Origin of the sequence: Pseudalkalibacillus sp. Hm43 (genome assembly GCF_051842935.1) — a bacterium.
Taxonomy (GTDB): domain Bacteria; phylum Bacillota; class Bacilli; order Bacillales; family Fictibacillaceae; genus Pseudalkalibacillus.
On record NZ_JBPXRR010000001.1, the window covers coordinates 3,092,468 to 3,110,609 of the forward strand.

An 18,142-nucleotide genomic window follows, 5' to 3' on the forward strand; every position below is an offset into this window, starting at 1 on the left:
AAAGAGCGAACCGATAAGGTCGCTCTTCTTAGTTTATTCATCCAGACTGTACTCTATGTTTAAGTTCATGTTGAGCGGGAATCGCAATTACAAAATGAAAATATCATTCCCCACTAAAAAGGAGTGTATTTCAAAATGGAACAAGTACTGTTCATCCAAACTGGAATGGGTATTGATGTACACGGTCAAAACGTGACGAAAGCAGCCGTTCGTGCGGTCGATAATGCGATTTACACGAATTCAATGCCAGGAATAAGAAACACATTACCGGACCAATCAACGGAAAATATGAAAGTGAACGTTAAACTCGCCGTCCCGCGTGACCAGGACCAACTCGATCAAGAAGAGATTAAACAAGCGATTCCTTATGGCAAGGTTTCTGTAGAGGTCATCGAAGGTGGTATGGCGACGACGAGCGGCATTAAATTAGAGGATAAAGGCGACAAAAACGATCTGATGTATATCGTCAACGCATCTGTTGAAGTTGGATATTAAAGAATGAAAAAAGCCGGGATTTCCCGGCTTTTCGTTTGAATGAATTATAACGAACGGTTCAAAATATCTCTTACACTCTCTGGATTCATTTCTTTGTAGGTTCCGACGCCTGGTTTGATGAACGTTTTCTCGATGATTGCATCAAATTCCTGATCGTTGATATCATAGTTGGCTAAACGACTCGGTGCACCTATTGAGTTCCAGAAGTCTCTGAGAGCTTTTGCCCCTTCTTTCGCAACTTCTAAATCTGTTTTTCCAGCATCCTCAATACTGAAAACGTTGACCGCAAGCTGTTTCACTCGACTTGGATCTTCTTCCAACACGTGCTCTAGCCAGTTCGGAAACAAGATAGCCAGACCTCCACCATGCGGGATGTCATAAATGGCAGAAATGGCGTGCTCGATTCTATGCGTTGCCCAGTCTCCACCATCCGTCCCATTCATCAGGGTACCGTTGAAGGCGGTTGTACTGATATACATCATCGTTTCCCGGTGCTGATAGGATTGCAAGTTTTCCATCAACTTAGGTCCGGTTGCAATCGCGGTTCTCAGCAATGACTCGATGAACCCATCAATCATCGGGGTATTCTCTGTTCGGTGGAAATAGTGCTCCAGCGCATGCGACATGCTGTCCACAATCCCATATACCGTCTGGTTCTCAGGGACTGAGTAGGTATACGTAGGGTCCAATATGGAAAACGCCGGATAGACGAGCGGAGAACCCCAACCCAGCTTATCTTTCGTTTCCCAGTTCGTAATCACTGAGACAGCATTCATCTCAGAACCTGTCGCTGCAAGTGTCAAAACGGTACCGATTGGAAGCGCGTCTTCAATCGGTGCTTTTTGGGTGATCAGATCCCACGGATCCCCTTCATACTTCGCACCAACGGCAATCGCTTTCGTACAATCGATGACACTACCACCACCGACTGCCAACAGATAATCGATCTGTTCCTTTTTACAAAGCTCCACACCCCGCTGTACCGTTGATAAACGAGGGTTCGGTTCGACTCCCGAAAGCTCGAATACGTTTGCTTCGGCTTTTTTCAATTCACGCATAACGTCTTCATAGACACCATTGCGCTTGATGCTTCCTCCGCCATAAACGACAAGGACGTTCAAGCCTTTACGCCCTAATTCTTCTGGGAGTTGTTCAATCTGATTTTCTCCAAACAATAAACGAGTCGGATTATATTGTAAAAATGTATTCATCATGAGCACCTCTTCACTTCAAAAATGATTCTTCTGAAGTTTAACATGCCCCTCCTAAGACTGAAATAAATAAGTCCTTTAAACGATCTTTAGCTCCAAAGCGCATGCAAAATGCCGAGCAGACAGAGAATGATGAAGTGATCTCCGACAGCAATCGCGAATACTTTCTTGGACGTCATTCCAAACACCATATTCTTAAAAAGACCTAACCCAAGCAGAACGCCGACCACTGCTCCAACAAGCAGTCCGGATCCTAAGTCCTGTGCTCCTGTCAGCTCTACAACGACGGCCATAAAGAACGAACTAAGGAACGCCACCACCCCTGACCACACGAAGTTGATTGGTTTCATCCCTTCTTCACCAATGTTGTTCAACTGCCCCCATCGATTTCCAAAGAGTACAGGCGAATAATAAAATGCTCCAAATGCCATATATAAAAGTCCACCTACAAGTATTGCGAGAATGTTCAAATCCATTGAAATCCCTTCTTTCTGTATTATTTCGGTTGTATGGGTAAGCCGATCTTCTTAATGAGAGGTTGTATATCAAAAGAATCCTGCTGCTGAGTGAGTTGGATGATCTCTACCGGTGTACTCAAGCATTTATATCCGCTTTTCGGAAGCCAATAGCTATAAAGCTCAGAATAACACTCTATTAAAAAATCTCTCCGATTGAATTCAACAGGTGTCTCTAACTCATAAAAGACGAATTTGCCCTCGGGTAATTGTGTCGTTTTCAATCCTGTACCAGGATCCATATTTTCTTGTAAAGAAATGCAGCAATCATACCGACATCGGTCTTCAGGGGTCAGGTAAGGATTGTTATGTGGGATGCCTATCCACATTGTATCTTCCATAATCAAATCTCTCGTTTCTGAAAACCGGTATATCTTCTCCCAGGTTTCATGTACTTCGTCAGAATATGTCCCAATATGTTGAAGGTACCCTAATTGGAGTTCTGGCAGCCGTTCCACTTTCACCCTGGATAAATCCAACCACTGGAATTCATTATATCCTTTGTTTTCCGTCGTTTCTTTCAGATTCGTGCGACGTTGTTTAGATTTCTTGCTATCTAGATACGGTCTCGGGAATTTTTCCAGATAAGCTCCTTCACGCCATTCCTTTGGAGAGTGCTTATAAAATTCTTTGAATGCATACGTGAAGTAGGATAGAGAAGAAAAGCCACAAGTCATTGCAATATCCGTCACAGACCGTTTTGGTTCATAGATCAATAAGTGAGCAGCTTCTTCCATCCGTATTCTTTTTACATAATCAGAGGGTGTCTCCCCCATAATACGATTGAATAATCGATGAAAATGATGTGGCGAGTATGTAGAAACTTCTGCTAGCTTCTCCAAAGACAAATCCGCATGAAGGTTTTGTTTTATGTAGTCTAATACATTGAATATGTATTTCTTCTGTTCATGTAAATCGGTCATAAAAGCATATCTCCCTTAAGTCTCATACTTGTATTATCGACGAATTCCATTGGATTATAAAAGAGGACCTACTAATTAAGTTGACACTTAATTAAGTGTGTGCTAAATTAATGTCATGATTGAACAAACCATCCACTCATTGTCTGTACCGACACGTCGCGACATTTTATATCTATTACGTGGTGGTGAGCTGACCTCGAGCGAAATCGCCTCGAACTTCAATATCTCAGCACCAGCAATTTCACAGCATTTGAAAATCTTAGAGCAATCAGGTCTTGTTTCTGTACGCAGGGCTGGTACGAAACGTTTCTACCGTATAAGAAGGGAAGGCTTCAAAGACTTGAAGCAATTCATCGACCAATTCTGGGACGATCAGTTGTTACGCTTAAAAGAAGCAGCAGAAGAGGAAGAAAGGAGGAAGCATGACGAAACCGACTGAGACTTTGCAAAAGGAAATCTTCATAGAGTGTAAGCCCGAAACTTTATTTCCTTTCTTTGTCGACCCTGAAAAACTGATTCGTTGGATGGGCAGGCAGGTTTTGCTTGAGCCGAAAATCGGAGGGAAATATCGGATTGATATTAACGGTGAGAATATCGCTATAGGTGAATATATCGACATCATTCCAAATGAAAAGGTCGTCATGACTTGGGGATGGGAAGGATCAGAAATCATGCCACCTGGCTCAAGTACGGTGGAATTCCTCCTAATCCCAGAAGATTCAGGTACACGGCTTGTATTGAACCATTATGACATCCCAAGTGAAAAAGTCACTTCAAATCACAAGGGTTGGACACATTATTTAGAACGAATGAAACAACTAGGAGAAGGTAATGAAATCGGTCAGGATCCATGGTCGATTACTAAATAAGATATGGAGAGGGGAATCATGGTGAACACGAAGATTCATGAAGAAATTATTTTTCACACAACACCCAAGCGTTTGTATGAATTACTCTTGAATTCTGAAGAATTCAGTGCAATGACAGGTGGTGCACCGACGGAAATTCATGCGGAGGACGGAGGATCGTTCTCTTGTTTTGGAGGAATGATCCACGGAAGAAACATTGAACTTACTCCAGGGGAACGGATTGTTCAAGCATGGAGAGCAGGTAACTGGGACCCTGGTGTTTACTCTATCGTCACATTCACGCTGAAACCTCAAGGTGATCAAACGTTGCTGGTTTTTGATCATATCGGCTTTCCAGAAGGACAAGCTGACCATTTGAAAGCAGGGTGGCAAGAAAATTACTGGTCGAATATAGAAAAATATCTTCAAAAGTAAATGAAAACGAAACCCAGGGGGCAACGAGCCTTCCTGGGTTTTGTTTGATTAGGTTTTACGCATTTACGTGAGATTTGATACCGGCTTTCAAGCCTTTGATGCATCCGATATGCTCACTTTCATGAAACAATACGAATAACAGCATTTCTCCGATTGTATGGAATTCAACCGGTCCAGCTTGGAACACTTCCGGCAACTTTTCATCCAGCCTACCGTCGAATTTTTCCCTAACACGTCCCATTTGGTCGGTTAATTGAGCTTTCAGTACATCCACTTTTGGTGGTTCTGTCGTCCAATCCTTAGGGCTTGTTCCTCTGCTGAACATTTCCACATATCCTTCTGGCAAGTTCATTTCTTCTCCAGCTTTCATGAACACCAAGTATTCTACAGATACAAGAATATGGCCTAGCTGCCAACGAAGATTGTTCGGAAATCCTTCAGGGATGATATCGGCATTCTCTTCTGTAATGTGTTCTGCACCCATCATCAAGAATTTACGACCCATTTCGAATTGGTTGAATATCAAGTTTTGATCCATTGTTCATCCATCCTTTACAATTTTTTTTTGATTCTTCAAAGTTCACTCGCTTCCGGCGAGTGGTTCTCAGGTTATGCAAAGTAGTTCTTCAGGCTTCCCTCTAGAGAGCTGCTCCAGCCCTGGTTGTGGCCTTCTGCTGCTTCTTCGCTTGGAAGCTGCTCATGAGTCACCTTCACTTCTGTTGATCCATCCTGATCGACAAACTGTACAGTCACTTTCGTTTCAGGAAATGCATTGTCAGCATCTTCCCATTGCCATGTAAAAACAAGCTTTTCATTCTGTACAACTTCTTCATATCGGCCAACAAGCACTTTTGCTTCTCCTTCAGGTGGATGCATGGCAAACTTGTATTCACCGCCGACTTTAACGTCCATTTGGTCAACAGTGGTCGTATAACCTTCAGGCCCCCACCATTTTGCGAGTTCCTCTGCATTTGTCCATGCTTGATACATTCTTTCTTTTTTCACGTTATACGTCTGACTGAGTTCAAGTTTATAATTCTGTTCGGTTTGCATTGTGATCATGATTTTCCTCCTTCATCTTCTTCATTTTCTAAGTTATCGAAATATGTTTCCAACCTTGATAATTGACTTTCCCAATATGTTCTCCAGTGGTTCATCCATTGAATGGCGCTTTCCAATGCATCTGGTTTCAGGCTGTAGTACTTATAACGTCCCTCCTTTTTAAACGTTACTACACCGGCGTTTTCCAGAATTTTAAGGTGTTTTGTAAAAGCCGGCAACGACATATCGAAAGGTTCTGCTAACTTTTTGACGGTTTTTTCGCCTTTCGACAATTCCTCTACAATCTTCCGCCTAGTAGGATCTGACAACACGGAAAATATTTGATCAAGGTTATCTTTATAATAGTTAACCATATGGTTAACTATATGATATTTTTCAAATGTCGTCAAGCTTGATATTTTATTGCATCCATTTTTGTATTACGCTATAAATAGATGAAAATAGAGGCGTGAGGATATTTTGGAGAGAAAACACTATATCGATCTGTTGCGAGTCATAACCGTACTTTTGCTTGTCCCTTATCATACAGCGAGGATTTATGATTTCGTTCCGTTTTACATAAAAGATGAACCTAATATGCTGATGCATTTATTTGCCCATTCTATGCATCAGTGGCGTATGCCCATCTTATTTTTAGTTTCAGGTGTTGGAACTTATTTTCTACTTAGCTCTAAAAATAACAATCATTTCGTAAAGGACCGCCTCACTCGATTACTTGTACCTTTTCTTTTTGCCGTGCTGGTCATTGTTCCTCCACAAGGTTATATAGCTGTCATTAGTAAAGGAATAGGTGACTTCAAACACTACTTGGATTATTTCCCAGCGTTTTTCACTTTTAAATTAGAGACAATCCATGGATTTACTGGTACATTTACGCCTGCACATATGTGGTTCATATTGTACCTCGTCATATTTTCACTTATTGCTAAGCCCGTATATTCCTGGCTGAAAAAACAACAGGATGCGTTCTCAAACCGACCATTGTCATACCGTATTTATTTTTTTGCCATTCCATTGATCCTGGCGAGAATTGTCTTATTAGGTATGGAGATGAATCCACTGTTCTATTTCATATTATTTATGTACGGGTTTCTTCTTGTACGAGAAAAAGCATTTGAAAAGGCGTTTGAGGAGACTCGTGGATTTTCCTTATGTTTCGGGGTTATAACGATGAGTACGGTTCTTTTATTAGAGTACTGGGGATTTTCTGTCGGTTTTGAGGATCCTGTTTCCTATGTTCTGTTCCAAACCTTATACGCTGTCAACACGTTCCTATGTGTAGCCGCCATCATCGGTTATGTCCAGCGCTATATCAACACACAGTATGAAACGATCCATCAACTGAACAAGAATGTTTTTACCATCTATATTCTTCATCAGACGTATATCGTTCTAGCAGGTTTCTATATTCAGAAATTGAATTTATCGGTCACACTTTCATATTTTCTAATTCTCGTTTTTAGCTATCTAGGGATTTATCTGTCTATTCGCTATATAATCCGACCTATACCATTCATCCGCATTTTATTTGGCAGTAAAGCATAAAGAAAAGAGATGACCATCTAGTCATCTCCTCTTTCATGTACCATTGTAAAGTGTTCCATATAGATGTCGGGTTTGAAATAGTGGCCAACCTGGTCGTTCCACTCATTAAAAATCGGCGACTCCACAAAACCTTTCATATGGCTGTCCAGCGTCTCCCACTGTACTTGCACCATGTATTTCCCTTTCGTTTCAACACAGGCATGGATGGTATGGCCGAGGTAGCCATCGACCTTGTTGAAAAGCTTACTTGCTCGTTCGAAAGCTTTCTCAAAGTCATTTTCCATCCCTTCCTTAATGTGAAAAAAAGCGACTTCTAAAACCATTCCGTATCCCTCATTTCCTTTTATAAATATGTCAAAATCATTCCACCAACTGCACCAATCAATACGACAAGCCAAGGTGCAAATTTCCAGAAAAATAATAACCCGAACAGAATTAACGCCAACATGAAATCGGATGTCGTCTGAATTGAACTTGTCCAAACCGGGTCATAGAGTGCGGCAAGCAGAAGCCCTACGACTGCTGCATTGATTCCGGTCAGTGCAGCCTGGAACCTAGGTCGCTTACGCACTTCATTCAGGAAAGGCAACGAACCGATGATGAGCAGGAAAGATGGCAAAAAGATTCCGATTGTTGCAATGATAGCGCCACTCACACCATTGATCATAGCTCCTAGATAACTTGCAAATGTAAACAGTGGTCCAGGTACAGCCTGAGCAAATCCATATCCGGCTAAAAACTGCTCTGCGCTCACCCAGCCGATCGGTACCACTTCACGCTCCAGTAATGGTAAAACAACGTGCCCACCGCCGAACACGAGAGAACCTACCCGGTAAAAGGTATCAAAAACATCGAACGCGCCATTTTGAATGATTGGTCTTAGAATCGGAAGACCGATCAATAGACCGAAGAATAATGCCCAGGCAATAATGCCAGCCTTCTTACTGAATGGTACATTCATTTCTTGGATTTCTGGAACATCTTGCTTTTTATAAAGGATTAGACCGATAAGGCTAGCGGCCAAAATGATTACGAGTTGACCAACTGCAGATGGCCAGGCAAGGGTTAGTACTGCAGCCAGTAGGGCAATCGTGATTCTCGGTTTATCCGGGGTCAATTTTTTCCCCATTCCAATGACAGCTTGTGCAACGACAGCTACGGCAACAATTTTCAACCCATGGATCCAACCAGCATCATCGATGGTACTGTTTTGGTAAAAGAAGGCGAACAGGACAAGTGCGATGATGGACGGCAGGGTGAATCCAAGCCAGGAAATAAGCCCGCCAATTAAACCGCCACGTAACATACCGATTGCAATCCCGACCTGACTGCTCGCTGGACCCGGTAGGAACTGACACAATGCAATGATATCCGCATATGTTTTGTCATCTAGCCATTTTCGCTTGTCGATATATTCGTTCTTAAAATATCCAAGGTGAGCGACTGGACCTCCAAAGGAGGTAAAGCCTAACTTTGTTGAAGCACTTAATATTTCTAACCATGCATGTGATTTTTTCCGCATCGTTTATGACCTCTCACTCTATTTTTAACTTTTTTAACATCCTTACTGTAATGAAAAAACCCCTTGTTCACAAGGGGTTTGAATCACTTATTTATTCATACTTGAGAAAAAGTCCGCTAAAGGATCATCATCCTCTTCTTCCTCTTCCTCGACTTCTGTATGAATTTCATCTTTTAACGTATCCAAGTTGATGTCATTTAAGTCATCTTCGCTCGACCATGATTGTGTTTCCTGATTTTCCTTTTGAACAGGGAAGGGAATCGTTGCAGCTTCTTCCTGAAGATACAACGCCTGGTCGATATCGACTGAATTACTGTTCAACGCTGCTAAAAGAGTCGTTGCACGCATCGGATCGTTCATCAATTGATAAACGATTGTACCGATCAACGCTTCAGAATGTTCATGTTTAATCCAATTTCGCTGTTCTTTCGTCAGTTGCTTCGGGAGAGGGATCGTGATGGTTTCGCGTTCTTTTGCAAGGGATTCATTCACACCTTGCATCACATACTGAGCGATTCTACTGGAAAAATTCCTTCTCTCTGTCTCTTTCAACTTTTGAAGTTGTTTTAAAAGATAATCAGGTGTATCTGAAGGGACACGAAACGTAATTGTTTGACCTCGTTCTACACCTTTTTTCGAATCTCTCATACCATCACCCTACTTAGCAGCTGAAGTCTCTTTCTCTTTCTTCTCTACTTTCTTTTCTTTCTCTGATTTACGGATATAATCCGAAATCAACTTATAGTAAGCATTGGCCATCATCCAGATGCTTTCGTTCTCATCTTCAAAGAATTCGATGTTGAATCCGTCCAAATTATTATTCAGCGTCTTCAGATAATCCTTCAGGACTGCAGAGCCACCCCCAACAAAGTAACAGATCTCGGATTGGGAGTTGCGTTGCCATACATTACGGAGGTAACGATATTGTTTCTTTGCTAGTTCAAGCAGAATACGATCGGTAATATCATGGACGTTCGTACGGCTTCCTTTCACCATGATATGGTGACGATTATTCTTTCTAGTAATGATATCGACTACATCACGACGGCTGTCCAGTTCAACACCGTGCTTTGTGAGGATTTCATCACGGATTTGTTCAAGAGACTCAGCTACACCTAGGTTGAAACCTTGAGCTTTATCGTCATCTACATTCCGGTTGCGGATTACCGCGATATCTGTTGAAAGACCTCCAATATCCTGGATGAGAATCTGCTTGTCGATCAACTCTTTGTTAATGATGTTCAAATCGTTATCCATGACAAGGTTCACGTAAGCTGCAAATCCTTCTGGATACACTTTCACTTCATCAAACTTAATATTCACTTTCTTGCCCTGAAATTGAGGTGTAATCAGGAATTCAACCTGATGGACTGAGCCGAGCAATTGTGAACGATATCCAACATCCTTACCTTCCTTAACCTCTCTCAGTGGAAGACCTGTCCCAAGCGTATAATTCGCCTCAATGACATTGTTCGCTGTCTTGAACGAACTTGCTCCATTTTCATAACCGACTGCATCTAATGCGATCGCCGCAAACAACATGACAAGTGTCTGATCTTCTTCTGATTTATTACTTCCAGGATCCAATTCTGTAGAGTTGCTTGTTTTCGTTGCTAAGTTACCTACTCTGTAAATCGCATTGTTTTCTTTTAAAGCAGGGGAGTGTACTCGAATATGTAGATTGTCTAGTGGGTCTTTTTCATCTAATTCTTCTATTCCGATTACTGGTCGATCTTCCATATCCCTTGCGATGACATTCGGGATGTATAACTCATTCTCAAGTTTCCCGAAATTCGCCTTCACCGCATCATTACCAACATCAACCGCAGCAATTCTTGATTTTGTCATTCTTCCATTACCCCTCTCAGAGAAAAGTATGTTACTAGATTAAAGGTATTAGAGAAACGACAAATAGTCAATCAGCCTTTCGATGTGTTCTTTTGCGTGTACATGTACACATTCTTGTACACGGCTGGTATAACAGCATGTGTGCTTATTCGTATACATGTAAACGTTTTTGTAAACATCATGTTTTCTTTTTGTACACATGTACACATTATTGTATACATGCTCTTATATAGTAAAAAGTCCCCTCCCCTACTCTTCATTAGAAGCTGAATAATAGAGCTATCATTTAGATTGAGAGGGGTGGTTTTGACTGTTTGGTTTTAAAGATGAAAAGATGAGTAGAATATATGGAAATGAGAACTATGTCTGTTCGAATTGTTTGTGTGTAAGATCAGATATAAGAGAATGATTAAAGAAGAGATATAGAGAGGAAGAAATAGGACAGGAGTCTTATAAAAGAGGAAGAAGATAACGATCATATGTATTTTTTTGTAAATGGGGGTGTCCATACAAAGATAGGTGACCAATAAGATCCAGTAATCGACATGAATGCTGTCAAACTGTCGAAAGGGGTAGAGGATCTTAAAGGCCACCTATATTGATTTATTTTGCTGATTGGAATTGTTCAGTTTCTGTCGAACCGCCAAGAGCTGTGGTGGATGATGTACCACCTGAAATCACTTTTGCAACTTCATCAAAGTACCCTGTTCCGACTTCACGTTGATGACGTGTTGCTGTATAGCCATATTGTTCACTCGCAAACTCCGCTTGTTGCAACTCAGAGTATGCTGCCATCCCTTTATCTTTATACTGTCGAGCAAGTTCAAACATGCTGTGATTCAACGCATGGAAGCCTGCCAGTGTGACGAATTGGAATTTGTAACCCATCTTCCCGAGTTCTTTTTGGAATTTTGCAATCGTTGCATCGTCCAGCTTTGCTTTCCAGTTGAATGAAGGTGAGCAATTATATGCTAAGAGCTTCCCTGGATATTTTGCATGAATTGCTTCTGCAAATTGTTTCGCTTCTTCTAGGTTCGGTTCAGATGTTTCGCACCAAACAAGGTCTGCATATGGCGCATATGCGAGTCCTCTGGCAATTGCCTGGTCGATTCCTGCTTTTGTGCGGAAGAATCCTTCTGCTGTCCGTTCTCCTGTAATAAAGGACGCATCCTCTGGATCAATGTCACTAGTGATCAGATCGGCTGCATTGGCATCCGTACGTGCTACGATGATGGTCGGTACTCCCATCACATCCGCTGCAAACCTTGCCGAGATCAAGTTTCTTACCGCTGTCTGAGTCGGCAATAAGACCTTCCCACCAAGATGTCCGCATTTCTTCTCAGATGACAACTGATCTTCAAAATGCACACCTGCTGCACCCGCTTCAATCATGTTTTTCATCAATTCGAACACATTCAATTGCCCACCGAATCCTGCTTCCGCGTCTGCTACAATCGGTGCAAACCAATCGATTTCCCCTTTACCTTCCATGCATTGGATCTGATCTGCGCGCTGTAGTGTTTGATTGATTCGCTTCACGACTTGCGGCACGCTGTTGGCAGGATAAAGGCTTTGATCCGGGTACATCTGTCCTGAGAGATTTGCGTCTGCAGCGACTTGCCAGCCACTCAAGTAAATCGCCTTCAGCCCCGCTTTTACTTGCTGCATCGCTTGATTTCCTGTCAATGCGCCAAGTGCGTTCACATAATCCTCATTGTGAAGTAGATTCCACAGCTTTTCTGCCCCATGCCTTGCTAATGTATGTTCAATATCGATGGATCCTTTTAGTCGGATCACATCTTCTGGCGTATAAGGTCTCGTAACGCCGTCCCATCTTTTGTTCGTATCCCAGTCCATTTGCATTTTCAACGCTTTATCTTGATTCACTTTATTTCCTCCCTAACCGGTTTTATAATCTTTGATAAGCTGGTAGTGTTAAGAATTCTTCAAACTGTTCTTGTAAGATCAAGTCCTCAAATAAGACCCTCGCTTCTTCAAAGCGACCCTTCTCAAATGTTTCCTTGCCGACGTCGACACTGATCTTCGTCATTTCTTCCTCTAACAACTCTTTGAATAGTTCGACCGTTACGTTCCGTCCGTCCTCTAATACCCCCTGTGGATGTCGAATCCATTGCCATACTTGAGCTCGAGAGATTTCAGCAGTAGCTGCATCTTCCATAAGGTTGTTGATAGGTACAGCTCCCCTTCCGGATAACCATGCTGCGATATACCGGATTCCTACATTCAAGTTCGTTCTTACACCTTGTTCCGTTATTTTTCCTTCTGGTACATGAAGGAGGTCATTTGCCTGGATGGTCAGATCATCCCTCTTCAGGTCTATTTGGTTCGCCGACTTGAGGTGTTCATCGAACACATCCATTGCAATCTGAATCATTCCAGGATGGGCGATCCATGTCCCGTCATGACCATCTTTCACTTCCCGCTCCTTATCCGCACGCACTTTTTCGAATGCGGCTTGGTTTGCATCCGGGTCGTTTTTTACAGGAATTTGCGCTGCCATACCACCAATCGCGTGTGCATTACGCTTGTGACACGTCTGGATGGCTAGCAGGGAATACGCTCTCATGTTCGGGACCGTCATCGTGACAAGTGAGCGATCCGGCAGGATTACTTCAGGACGGTTCTTGAACTTTTTGATGAAGCTGAAGATGTAATCCCATCTTCCACAATTCAGACCTGCGGAATGATCTTTCAATTCATACAGAATTTCGTCCATCTCGAAAGCGGCAAGGATCGTTTCAATAAGTACAGTTGCTTTAATGGTGCCTTGAGGTAGGCCAAGTTCTTCCTGTGCGAAAATAAACACATCATTCCATAATCTTGCTTCCAGATGACTTTCAAGCTTCGGAAGGTAAAAGTATGGACCGCTTCCTTTTTCAATCAGTGCTTTTGCATTATGGAAAAAGTAAAGCCCGAAGTCGAAAAGACTCGCTGAAACAGGTTGGTGATCTACATGAACATGCTTTTCTTCTAGATGCCAGCCTCTAGGGCGTACTTTTAGTACAGCATGTGTTTCATTCAATACGTACTTCTTCCCACTCTCATTTTCAAATGAGATTGTACCTCGGATGGCATCTCTTAAGTTGATTTGCCCATCCAGACAATTGGTCCACGTAGGTGAATTGGCATCCTCAAAGTCCGCCATGAACACCTTTGCACCAGAATTGAGTGCATTGATGACCATTTTCCGATCGACCGGACCGGTTATTTCGACCCTTCGATCTTGGAGATCTTCAGGAATCGCCGCAATGGTCCAATCTGACTGTCGAATCTCTTCGGTCTCTTTCAGAAAGTCAGGATTCTTCCCGGCATCAATGTCTTGTTGGACAATCTCACGTCGTTTCAATAGCTCTTTTCTGCGAGTACCGAATTTGCGTTCCAGTTTTTCAACAAATTGCAATGCTTCAGGTGTTAGGATTGTTTCATGCTGCGGTTGAACAGTAGCATTGATTTGAATGCCTTTTTCCTCTGTTTTCATGTACGTACAGACACTTCCTTCCCAGCTCAATGGTATTGAATTTTATAAATGGTTAAGTATGGTTTCTTTCCACTCGTCGCAAATAAAAGGACGAGGCGTCTCCCTCATCCTTCTACTCTTCTTTTTTAGCCAGGCAGCGCTCACACTCCATGAAGTAAGATTCTGCTTGCTCTTGGATTTGCTCCCCACATTCTGGACATTTTTTCTTTGGTAGATTTCTAAAGAATGTTACCGGATTTTCTAACATACTCATCATTCTCCCTCCTTTTTTATATAACAATAATCTGTTTTGTCTATCTGTTATAGTACAGTATACATAAATAAAAAAGAAATGTGTACCCATTTTTTCATTTTTTTGAAAATTTAATAGAAAGACCTATAAAGACGATGAATGATAGGTCTTTTTTAGACCAAAAGACCTTCATTTTGTTGGAAAATATTTAAAAAACCATCCCCAAGATGTCAGGAATGGTTGTTTCAGGTAGTTATCCTTTTAAAATGAATTCATTTCCATCTTCGTCTGTAAATTGAACGAATGTACCCCATTGCATCTCTTGCGGTTCTTCCTTGAAAGGAACGCCATTCGCCTTCATCTTCTCGTACGTTTCGGTAATCGAGTCACATTCAAAAACAATGGATGCTTTCATATTTTCATGTCCTTTCATCATCGCTTTAGGATAAAGGACGAGACGAGTTTGTGCATTTGCTGGTGCAACCTCAAGCCAATAAGTGTCCGGCCCCATCGGTTGTTCTACCACAACTTCGAATCCGACTTTCTCTGTCCAGAAGTTCTTCGCCTTCTGTTGATCATCAACGTATACCGCTACTGTTCCTAAGTTCGTAATCATGAATCAAACTCCCTTTTCATTGATTTATTCTCATTGTATCAGAGGTCTTATTCTTCCTCTTGTAAAAAAGCGACGTCATCCCTCGGTTGGTTGAATTGATTGAATATCCATTGTTGGTATTCTTTCGGGGTGATCCCCAGACTTTCTTTGAACTCTTTGGAAAAATGGGCATAGTCGAAGTAACCGAATTCATGCATACAGTCATGAAGATGAACGGTTGGGTTGAAAAAGATCCTTAACCTCACTTGATTGAACCGAGCGACTTTACTGAGCTTTTTCGGAGTAAGCCCAGTCAGATCGCTGCACTTTCTTTCAAATTGGCGCTTGGAATAATGACTTTTCTCTATGACTTCCGAAAGGTCCGTTTCAATGGGGTTATCGTATATTCTTGATACTTGAGCAAGGAGTTGATTATCCATCGGGTAATGTTCTATTTCGTCGATCATGAATTGTGAGAGTGCATTGAAGGCATCGTCAAAAGGGATCTCCTCCAGCTGATGGGTAAGACGGGCGATTTCTCCGCTATTCAATAGGTCTTCTAAAGGTACGAAACGATCTTTCAAGCCTTTCAGATGTTCATTGACGAATCGTTTTAAACCCCATGGCTTCAGACGAATGCCGAACAGTTTGATCTGTCCTTCGGCTTCTAACACATGATACTTCGTCAACGAGCCAATAAGAAAGGCGACGGGGAGTTCTTGACCTTTTACCTGATAAGCACTTCCGAAGTGAAAAATCATTTCGTAACAACCATCAGGCCACAACACTTCTGCACTGTCATTTTCATCGTACGTCCGGTTGAGCGTCCAAAAACATTTTACATAGGGCTGGAGCTCTTTTGGAGGCTTCCTTTCCTCATAATGCATGATCTACTTCTCCTCACAATCTATACTCAAGCTGGATATCCAATGGCTCTCTGTTAAAAATCTCTTCATTAATCTCTTCTGCATACGTACACCCTAATGAACGGTAAAATTGCTGGGTCTCAACAGCAGGGTGAGCACCAATATAAAGCTTTTCTGCCCCTTTTTCTATCGCACTTTCACAGCAATGTTCAAAGAGCTTCTTACCGATGCCATGTCCCCGCTTTTCCTGTGATACGTGAATGTACGGGAGCTCAAAATACTGATTTCTGGAACCGAACTTCTTTCCTTCAATATTGGCAAAACCGACGAGAGCCTCCTTATCGAAAGCCCCAATGACCGCTCCGCCTGTTATAATACAGCTTTTCAATTCACCAATTACCCGTGCTTTATGTGCTTCGTCCCAATGATCGACAAAATGGTCCTGCTTTATTATGTAATCCGCATTGTTCTTGTATACGATCTGGTTCGTTTCTTGATAACGATTGAAGTCTTTCAGAAAATCGTGTGATAGGTCTTCCTCTTTCAAACTTTTATAATGAATCATGAATTTTCTCCTCTTCATAAGATGGCTTTTGAGAAAATTTCTCCTCATTCACAGTATACATCAGCTCACAAACCAGTAAAAAAGGAGTGCAGCAGTTCTTTTTCCGGTAACTTTTGCCGGTTTTAAGGTTGAAAACTCATCATTAGAGCTGTTCACAATTATTTCCCATAAAAATCATGGTATTTCCAATAAAAACAGAAAATGATAGATCAGATTTTCGGTTTTTCCATAAAAATAAAAAATTATAGATCAGAATGAGAGATTTGCCATAAAAAATGAAAAATATAGACGAAAAAAGCGACAGCCGGAGCCGTCGCTTTTTCTATCATACTTTAAATCGGTTCAGTTGCTGTTCAAGATTTCGAACCAATCCTTCCAATCGTACCGCTTTGTCTTGCACGGCCTGGAAAGAGAGCTGTTGCTGATCGGTAGAAGCATAGATTTCTTCTGTACTCGCAGCTGTTTCCTCAATGACCGCGCTGATGTTCTGTTGCGAGGCAGCCATCTGTTCCGCCATTTGATTGGATTGCTCCACACCTTCGACAAGGTTCTTCAACTGGTTATGAATGACCAATACTTGTTCGTTGATGTTCGAGAAAGCACCTTCCGTTTGCTCCATGGATACTTGTTGTTCTTTCGTCAGATCCATGGATTGGACCGTCACTTTTTGAATATCATGAACACCGGTCTGTATTTGCTGGACCATTTTCGAAATCTGGACGGTCGCACGCCCTGATTCATCAGCCAGTTTACGTACCTCTTCTGCTACGACTGCAAAGCCTTTCCCATGCTCCCCTGCACGAGCCGCTTCAATCGCCGCATTCAAAGCGAGAAGGTTCGTCTGTTCCGCGATCTCTTTTACAAATTGGACCGTGTTTTCGATTTGGTCTGCATACTGTACGAAGGACTGAACGGATTCTTCCACTTTCCGAGTTGCTTGTACACTATCATCGACATGCTTACGTTGGCTTGTCAGTGAAGACTGTCCTTTATGTACAGACTGTAAGGCAGCGTCACTTTGGACTTGAGACTGTTTGGTCGATTCGACATTCGCCCGGAAATCACTCGCCATTTTTTCAATTAGAGTGGTAGATTCCTGGATGTCATGTGAAATCGATTGACTGCCCTGGGCAAGCTCTTCTGTCGTAGAAGCAACCTGTTTAGAGCCTTCCGTTAAAATGCCGACTTCCTCAGCAAGATCCTTACTGAACTGGTTGACCTCGACATTCATTTTTTCAATGGATTGGATCGTCTCTTTCAAGCTCGTCACCATGTATTGAAAAGCATTTTCCAGTTGGCCGATTTCGTCTTTTCTGTCAGCTTTGGCATCGAGTTGCACCGTCAAATCACCTTCAGCAACGCGGTTGGCATTTTGGGCAAGTTTACGAAGAGGACTTGCCGTCCGTTTCGTTAGCATGTATGAAGCAACGACAGATAAAATGACTAGCACAATGCTTGCAATGATCGTGAAAATAATCAATTGCTGGATGTTGGATTTCCTTTGTGCCATTTCTGCTTCATACCACTCAGTAGCTGAACGGTTCAACATGAAGACATCGTTCAATATACCGCCTGTACGAGCAGCCTGACGCTTCACTTCATTGACCTCGTTTGTTGTTAACGAGTCCTCAGTTGTTGAAGATAATGTATCAAATTTCATACTCATTCGGTCGAACCATTGTTTCTGGTCATCCGTTTTCAGATGTGGTTTCAGTTCATCAATGTCTTTTTGAATCGTTTGGAGCGATGCTAGAGCAATCTCCTTGTTCGCTTCCGATGCATTCGTCGAGTAATGGCTTAATGCTTGTTCTGCTGAAATGAAATCACCATTCAGACGTTCTGATGTCAGGAGCAGCTGCACTTCATTACTTGATGACTTTTGGATCCCTACCATTTGAAAAATGATGAACCCAATCAAGGCAAGACTTAATACGAGTGGAATGGACGAATAGATGAGAATTCTTTTTCCGATGGACATAAC

At 42.1% G+C, this 18,142-nt stretch carries 22 protein-coding genes; 5 read left to right on the top strand and 17 right to left on the bottom strand.

Annotated features, from left to right (window positions below; translation table 11 throughout):
• Positions 1–135 precede the first annotated feature (135 nt).
• The gene (locus ACSVDE_RS15930; protein ID WP_439301838.1) at positions 136–495 is read left to right on the top strand and encodes a Lin0512 family protein; all 360 of its coding nucleotides are present in this window, start codon (positions 136–138) and stop codon (positions 493–495) included.
• 44 nt (positions 496–539) lie between these two features.
• Here the strand turns inward: ACSVDE_RS15930 and ACSVDE_RS15935 are convergent, their stop codons facing one another.
• From ACSVDE_RS15935 to ACSVDE_RS15945, 3 genes are all read right to left on the bottom strand, one after another.
• Entirely contained in the window at positions 540–1,706 is a 1,167-nt protein-coding gene (locus ACSVDE_RS15935) for an iron-containing alcohol dehydrogenase (RefSeq protein WP_439302026.1), read from the bottom strand.
• A gap of 89 nt (positions 1,707–1,795) precedes the next feature.
• On the bottom strand, positions 1,796–2,182 hold the full coding sequence (locus ACSVDE_RS15940; RefSeq protein ID WP_439301839.1) for a DUF1761 domain-containing protein: 387 nt from the start codon (positions 2,180–2,182) through the stop codon (positions 1,796–1,798).
• Positions 2,183–2,202: 20 nt separating this feature from the next.
• Complete coding sequence (locus ACSVDE_RS15945) at positions 2,203–3,144, bottom strand: AraC family transcriptional regulator (protein ID WP_439301840.1); 942 nt, start codon at positions 3,142–3,144, stop codon at positions 2,203–2,205.
• A 115-nt stretch (positions 3,145–3,259) separates the two neighbouring features.
• Here ACSVDE_RS15945 and ACSVDE_RS15950 point away from each other — a divergent pair, with 115 nt between their 5' ends.
• The 3 genes from ACSVDE_RS15950 to ACSVDE_RS15960 are packed head-to-tail and all read left to right on the top strand — an operon-like array spanning position 3,260 to position 4,427.
• Positions 3,260–3,583, top strand: a complete 324-nt coding sequence (locus tag ACSVDE_RS15950) for an ArsR/SmtB family transcription factor (protein WP_439301841.1) — start codon at positions 3,260–3,262, stop codon at positions 3,581–3,583.
• Positions 3,567–4,013 (top strand): SRPBCC family protein, encoded by a 447-nt coding sequence (locus ACSVDE_RS15955; RefSeq protein ID WP_439301842.1) that lies wholly within the window; start codon positions 3,567–3,569, stop codon positions 4,011–4,013. The genes ACSVDE_RS15950 and ACSVDE_RS15955 overlap by 17 nt, the downstream gene beginning before the upstream one ends.
• Before the next feature lie 18 nt (positions 4,014–4,031).
• Positions 4,032–4,427 carry an SRPBCC domain-containing protein gene (locus ACSVDE_RS15960; RefSeq protein ID WP_439301843.1) on the top strand — a complete coding sequence of 132 codons (396 nt, stop codon included), beginning with the start codon at positions 4,032–4,034 and terminating at the stop codon, positions 4,425–4,427.
• Between the two features lie 55 nt (positions 4,428–4,482).
• Here the strand turns inward: ACSVDE_RS15960 and ACSVDE_RS15965 are convergent, their stop codons facing one another.
• The 3 genes from ACSVDE_RS15965 to ACSVDE_RS15975 all read right to left on the bottom strand — a co-directional run bounded on the left by ACSVDE_RS15965 (position 4,483) and on the right by ACSVDE_RS15975 (position 5,842).
• Complete coding sequence (locus tag ACSVDE_RS15965) at positions 4,483–4,965, bottom strand: DinB family protein (RefSeq protein ID WP_439301844.1); 483 nt, start codon at positions 4,963–4,965, stop codon at positions 4,483–4,485.
• 71 nt (positions 4,966–5,036) lie between these two features.
• On the bottom strand, positions 5,037–5,489 hold the full coding sequence (locus ACSVDE_RS15970; RefSeq protein WP_439301845.1) for an SRPBCC family protein: 453 nt from the start codon (positions 5,487–5,489) through the stop codon (positions 5,037–5,039).
• Positions 5,486–5,842: an ArsR/SmtB family transcription factor gene (locus ACSVDE_RS15975; RefSeq protein WP_439302027.1), complete on the bottom strand. Its 357-nt coding sequence runs from the start codon at positions 5,840–5,842 to the stop codon at positions 5,486–5,488. The genes ACSVDE_RS15970 and ACSVDE_RS15975 overlap by 4 nt, the downstream gene beginning before the upstream one ends.
• Before the next feature lie 106 nt (positions 5,843–5,948).
• On the opposite strand from ACSVDE_RS15975, the gene ACSVDE_RS15980 reads away from it, so the two are divergent.
• Positions 5,949–7,034, top strand: coding sequence for an acyltransferase family protein (locus ACSVDE_RS15980; protein WP_439301846.1), 1,086 nt, complete (start codon positions 5,949–5,951; stop codon positions 7,032–7,034).
• Positions 7,035–7,051: 17 nt separating this feature from the next.
• Here the strand turns inward: ACSVDE_RS15980 and ACSVDE_RS15985 are convergent, their stop codons facing one another.
• From ACSVDE_RS15985 to ACSVDE_RS16035, 11 genes are all read right to left on the bottom strand, one after another.
• The gene (locus ACSVDE_RS15985; RefSeq protein ID WP_439301847.1) at positions 7,052–7,357 is read right to left on the bottom strand and encodes an antibiotic biosynthesis monooxygenase family protein; all 306 of its coding nucleotides are present in this window, start codon (positions 7,355–7,357) and stop codon (positions 7,052–7,054) included.
• 20 nt (positions 7,358–7,377) lie between these two features.
• Complete coding sequence (locus ACSVDE_RS15990; RefSeq protein WP_439301848.1) at positions 7,378–8,556, bottom strand: chromate transporter; 1,179 nt, start codon at positions 8,554–8,556, stop codon at positions 7,378–7,380.
• Positions 8,557–8,643: 87 nt separating this feature from the next.
• Positions 8,644–9,204 carry a hypothetical protein gene (locus ACSVDE_RS15995; protein ID WP_439301849.1) on the bottom strand — a complete coding sequence of 187 codons (561 nt, stop codon included), beginning with the start codon at positions 9,202–9,204 and terminating at the stop codon, positions 8,644–8,646.
• Between the two features lie 9 nt (positions 9,205–9,213).
• A complete protein-coding gene (locus ACSVDE_RS16000) occupies positions 9,214–10,404 on the bottom strand; it encodes an Alp7A family actin-like protein (RefSeq protein WP_439301850.1) in 1,191 nt (396 codons plus the stop codon).
• Positions 10,405–11,007: 603 nt separating this feature from the next.
• Entirely contained in the window at positions 11,008–12,291 is a 1,284-nt protein-coding gene (aceA, locus tag ACSVDE_RS16005) for an isocitrate lyase (protein WP_439301851.1), read from the bottom strand.
• 22 nt (positions 12,292–12,313) lie between these two features.
• Positions 12,314–13,903 carry a malate synthase A gene (gene aceB / locus ACSVDE_RS16010; protein WP_439301852.1) on the bottom strand — a complete coding sequence of 530 codons (1,590 nt, stop codon included), beginning with the start codon at positions 13,901–13,903 and terminating at the stop codon, positions 12,314–12,316.
• Positions 13,904–14,015: 112 nt separating this feature from the next.
• The gene (yhfH, locus tag ACSVDE_RS16015) at positions 14,016–14,150 is read right to left on the bottom strand and encodes a protein YhfH (protein ID WP_439302028.1); all 135 of its coding nucleotides are present in this window, start codon (positions 14,148–14,150) and stop codon (positions 14,016–14,018) included.
• A gap of 238 nt (positions 14,151–14,388) precedes the next feature.
• Positions 14,389–14,751: a VOC family protein gene (locus ACSVDE_RS16020; protein ID WP_439301853.1), complete on the bottom strand. Its 363-nt coding sequence runs from the start codon at positions 14,749–14,751 to the stop codon at positions 14,389–14,391.
• A 47-nt stretch (positions 14,752–14,798) separates the two neighbouring features.
• Complete coding sequence (locus tag ACSVDE_RS16025; protein ID WP_439301854.1) at positions 14,799–15,617, bottom strand: AraC family transcriptional regulator; 819 nt, start codon at positions 15,615–15,617, stop codon at positions 14,799–14,801.
• Between the two features lie 13 nt (positions 15,618–15,630).
• Positions 15,631–16,161, bottom strand: coding sequence for a GNAT family N-acetyltransferase (locus ACSVDE_RS16030; protein ID WP_439301855.1), 531 nt, complete (start codon positions 16,159–16,161; stop codon positions 15,631–15,633).
• Between the two features lie 325 nt (positions 16,162–16,486).
• A complete protein-coding gene (locus ACSVDE_RS16035) occupies positions 16,487–18,139 on the bottom strand; it encodes a methyl-accepting chemotaxis protein (protein ID WP_439301856.1) in 1,653 nt (550 codons plus the stop codon).
• Positions 18,140–18,142: the final 3 nt, after the last annotated feature.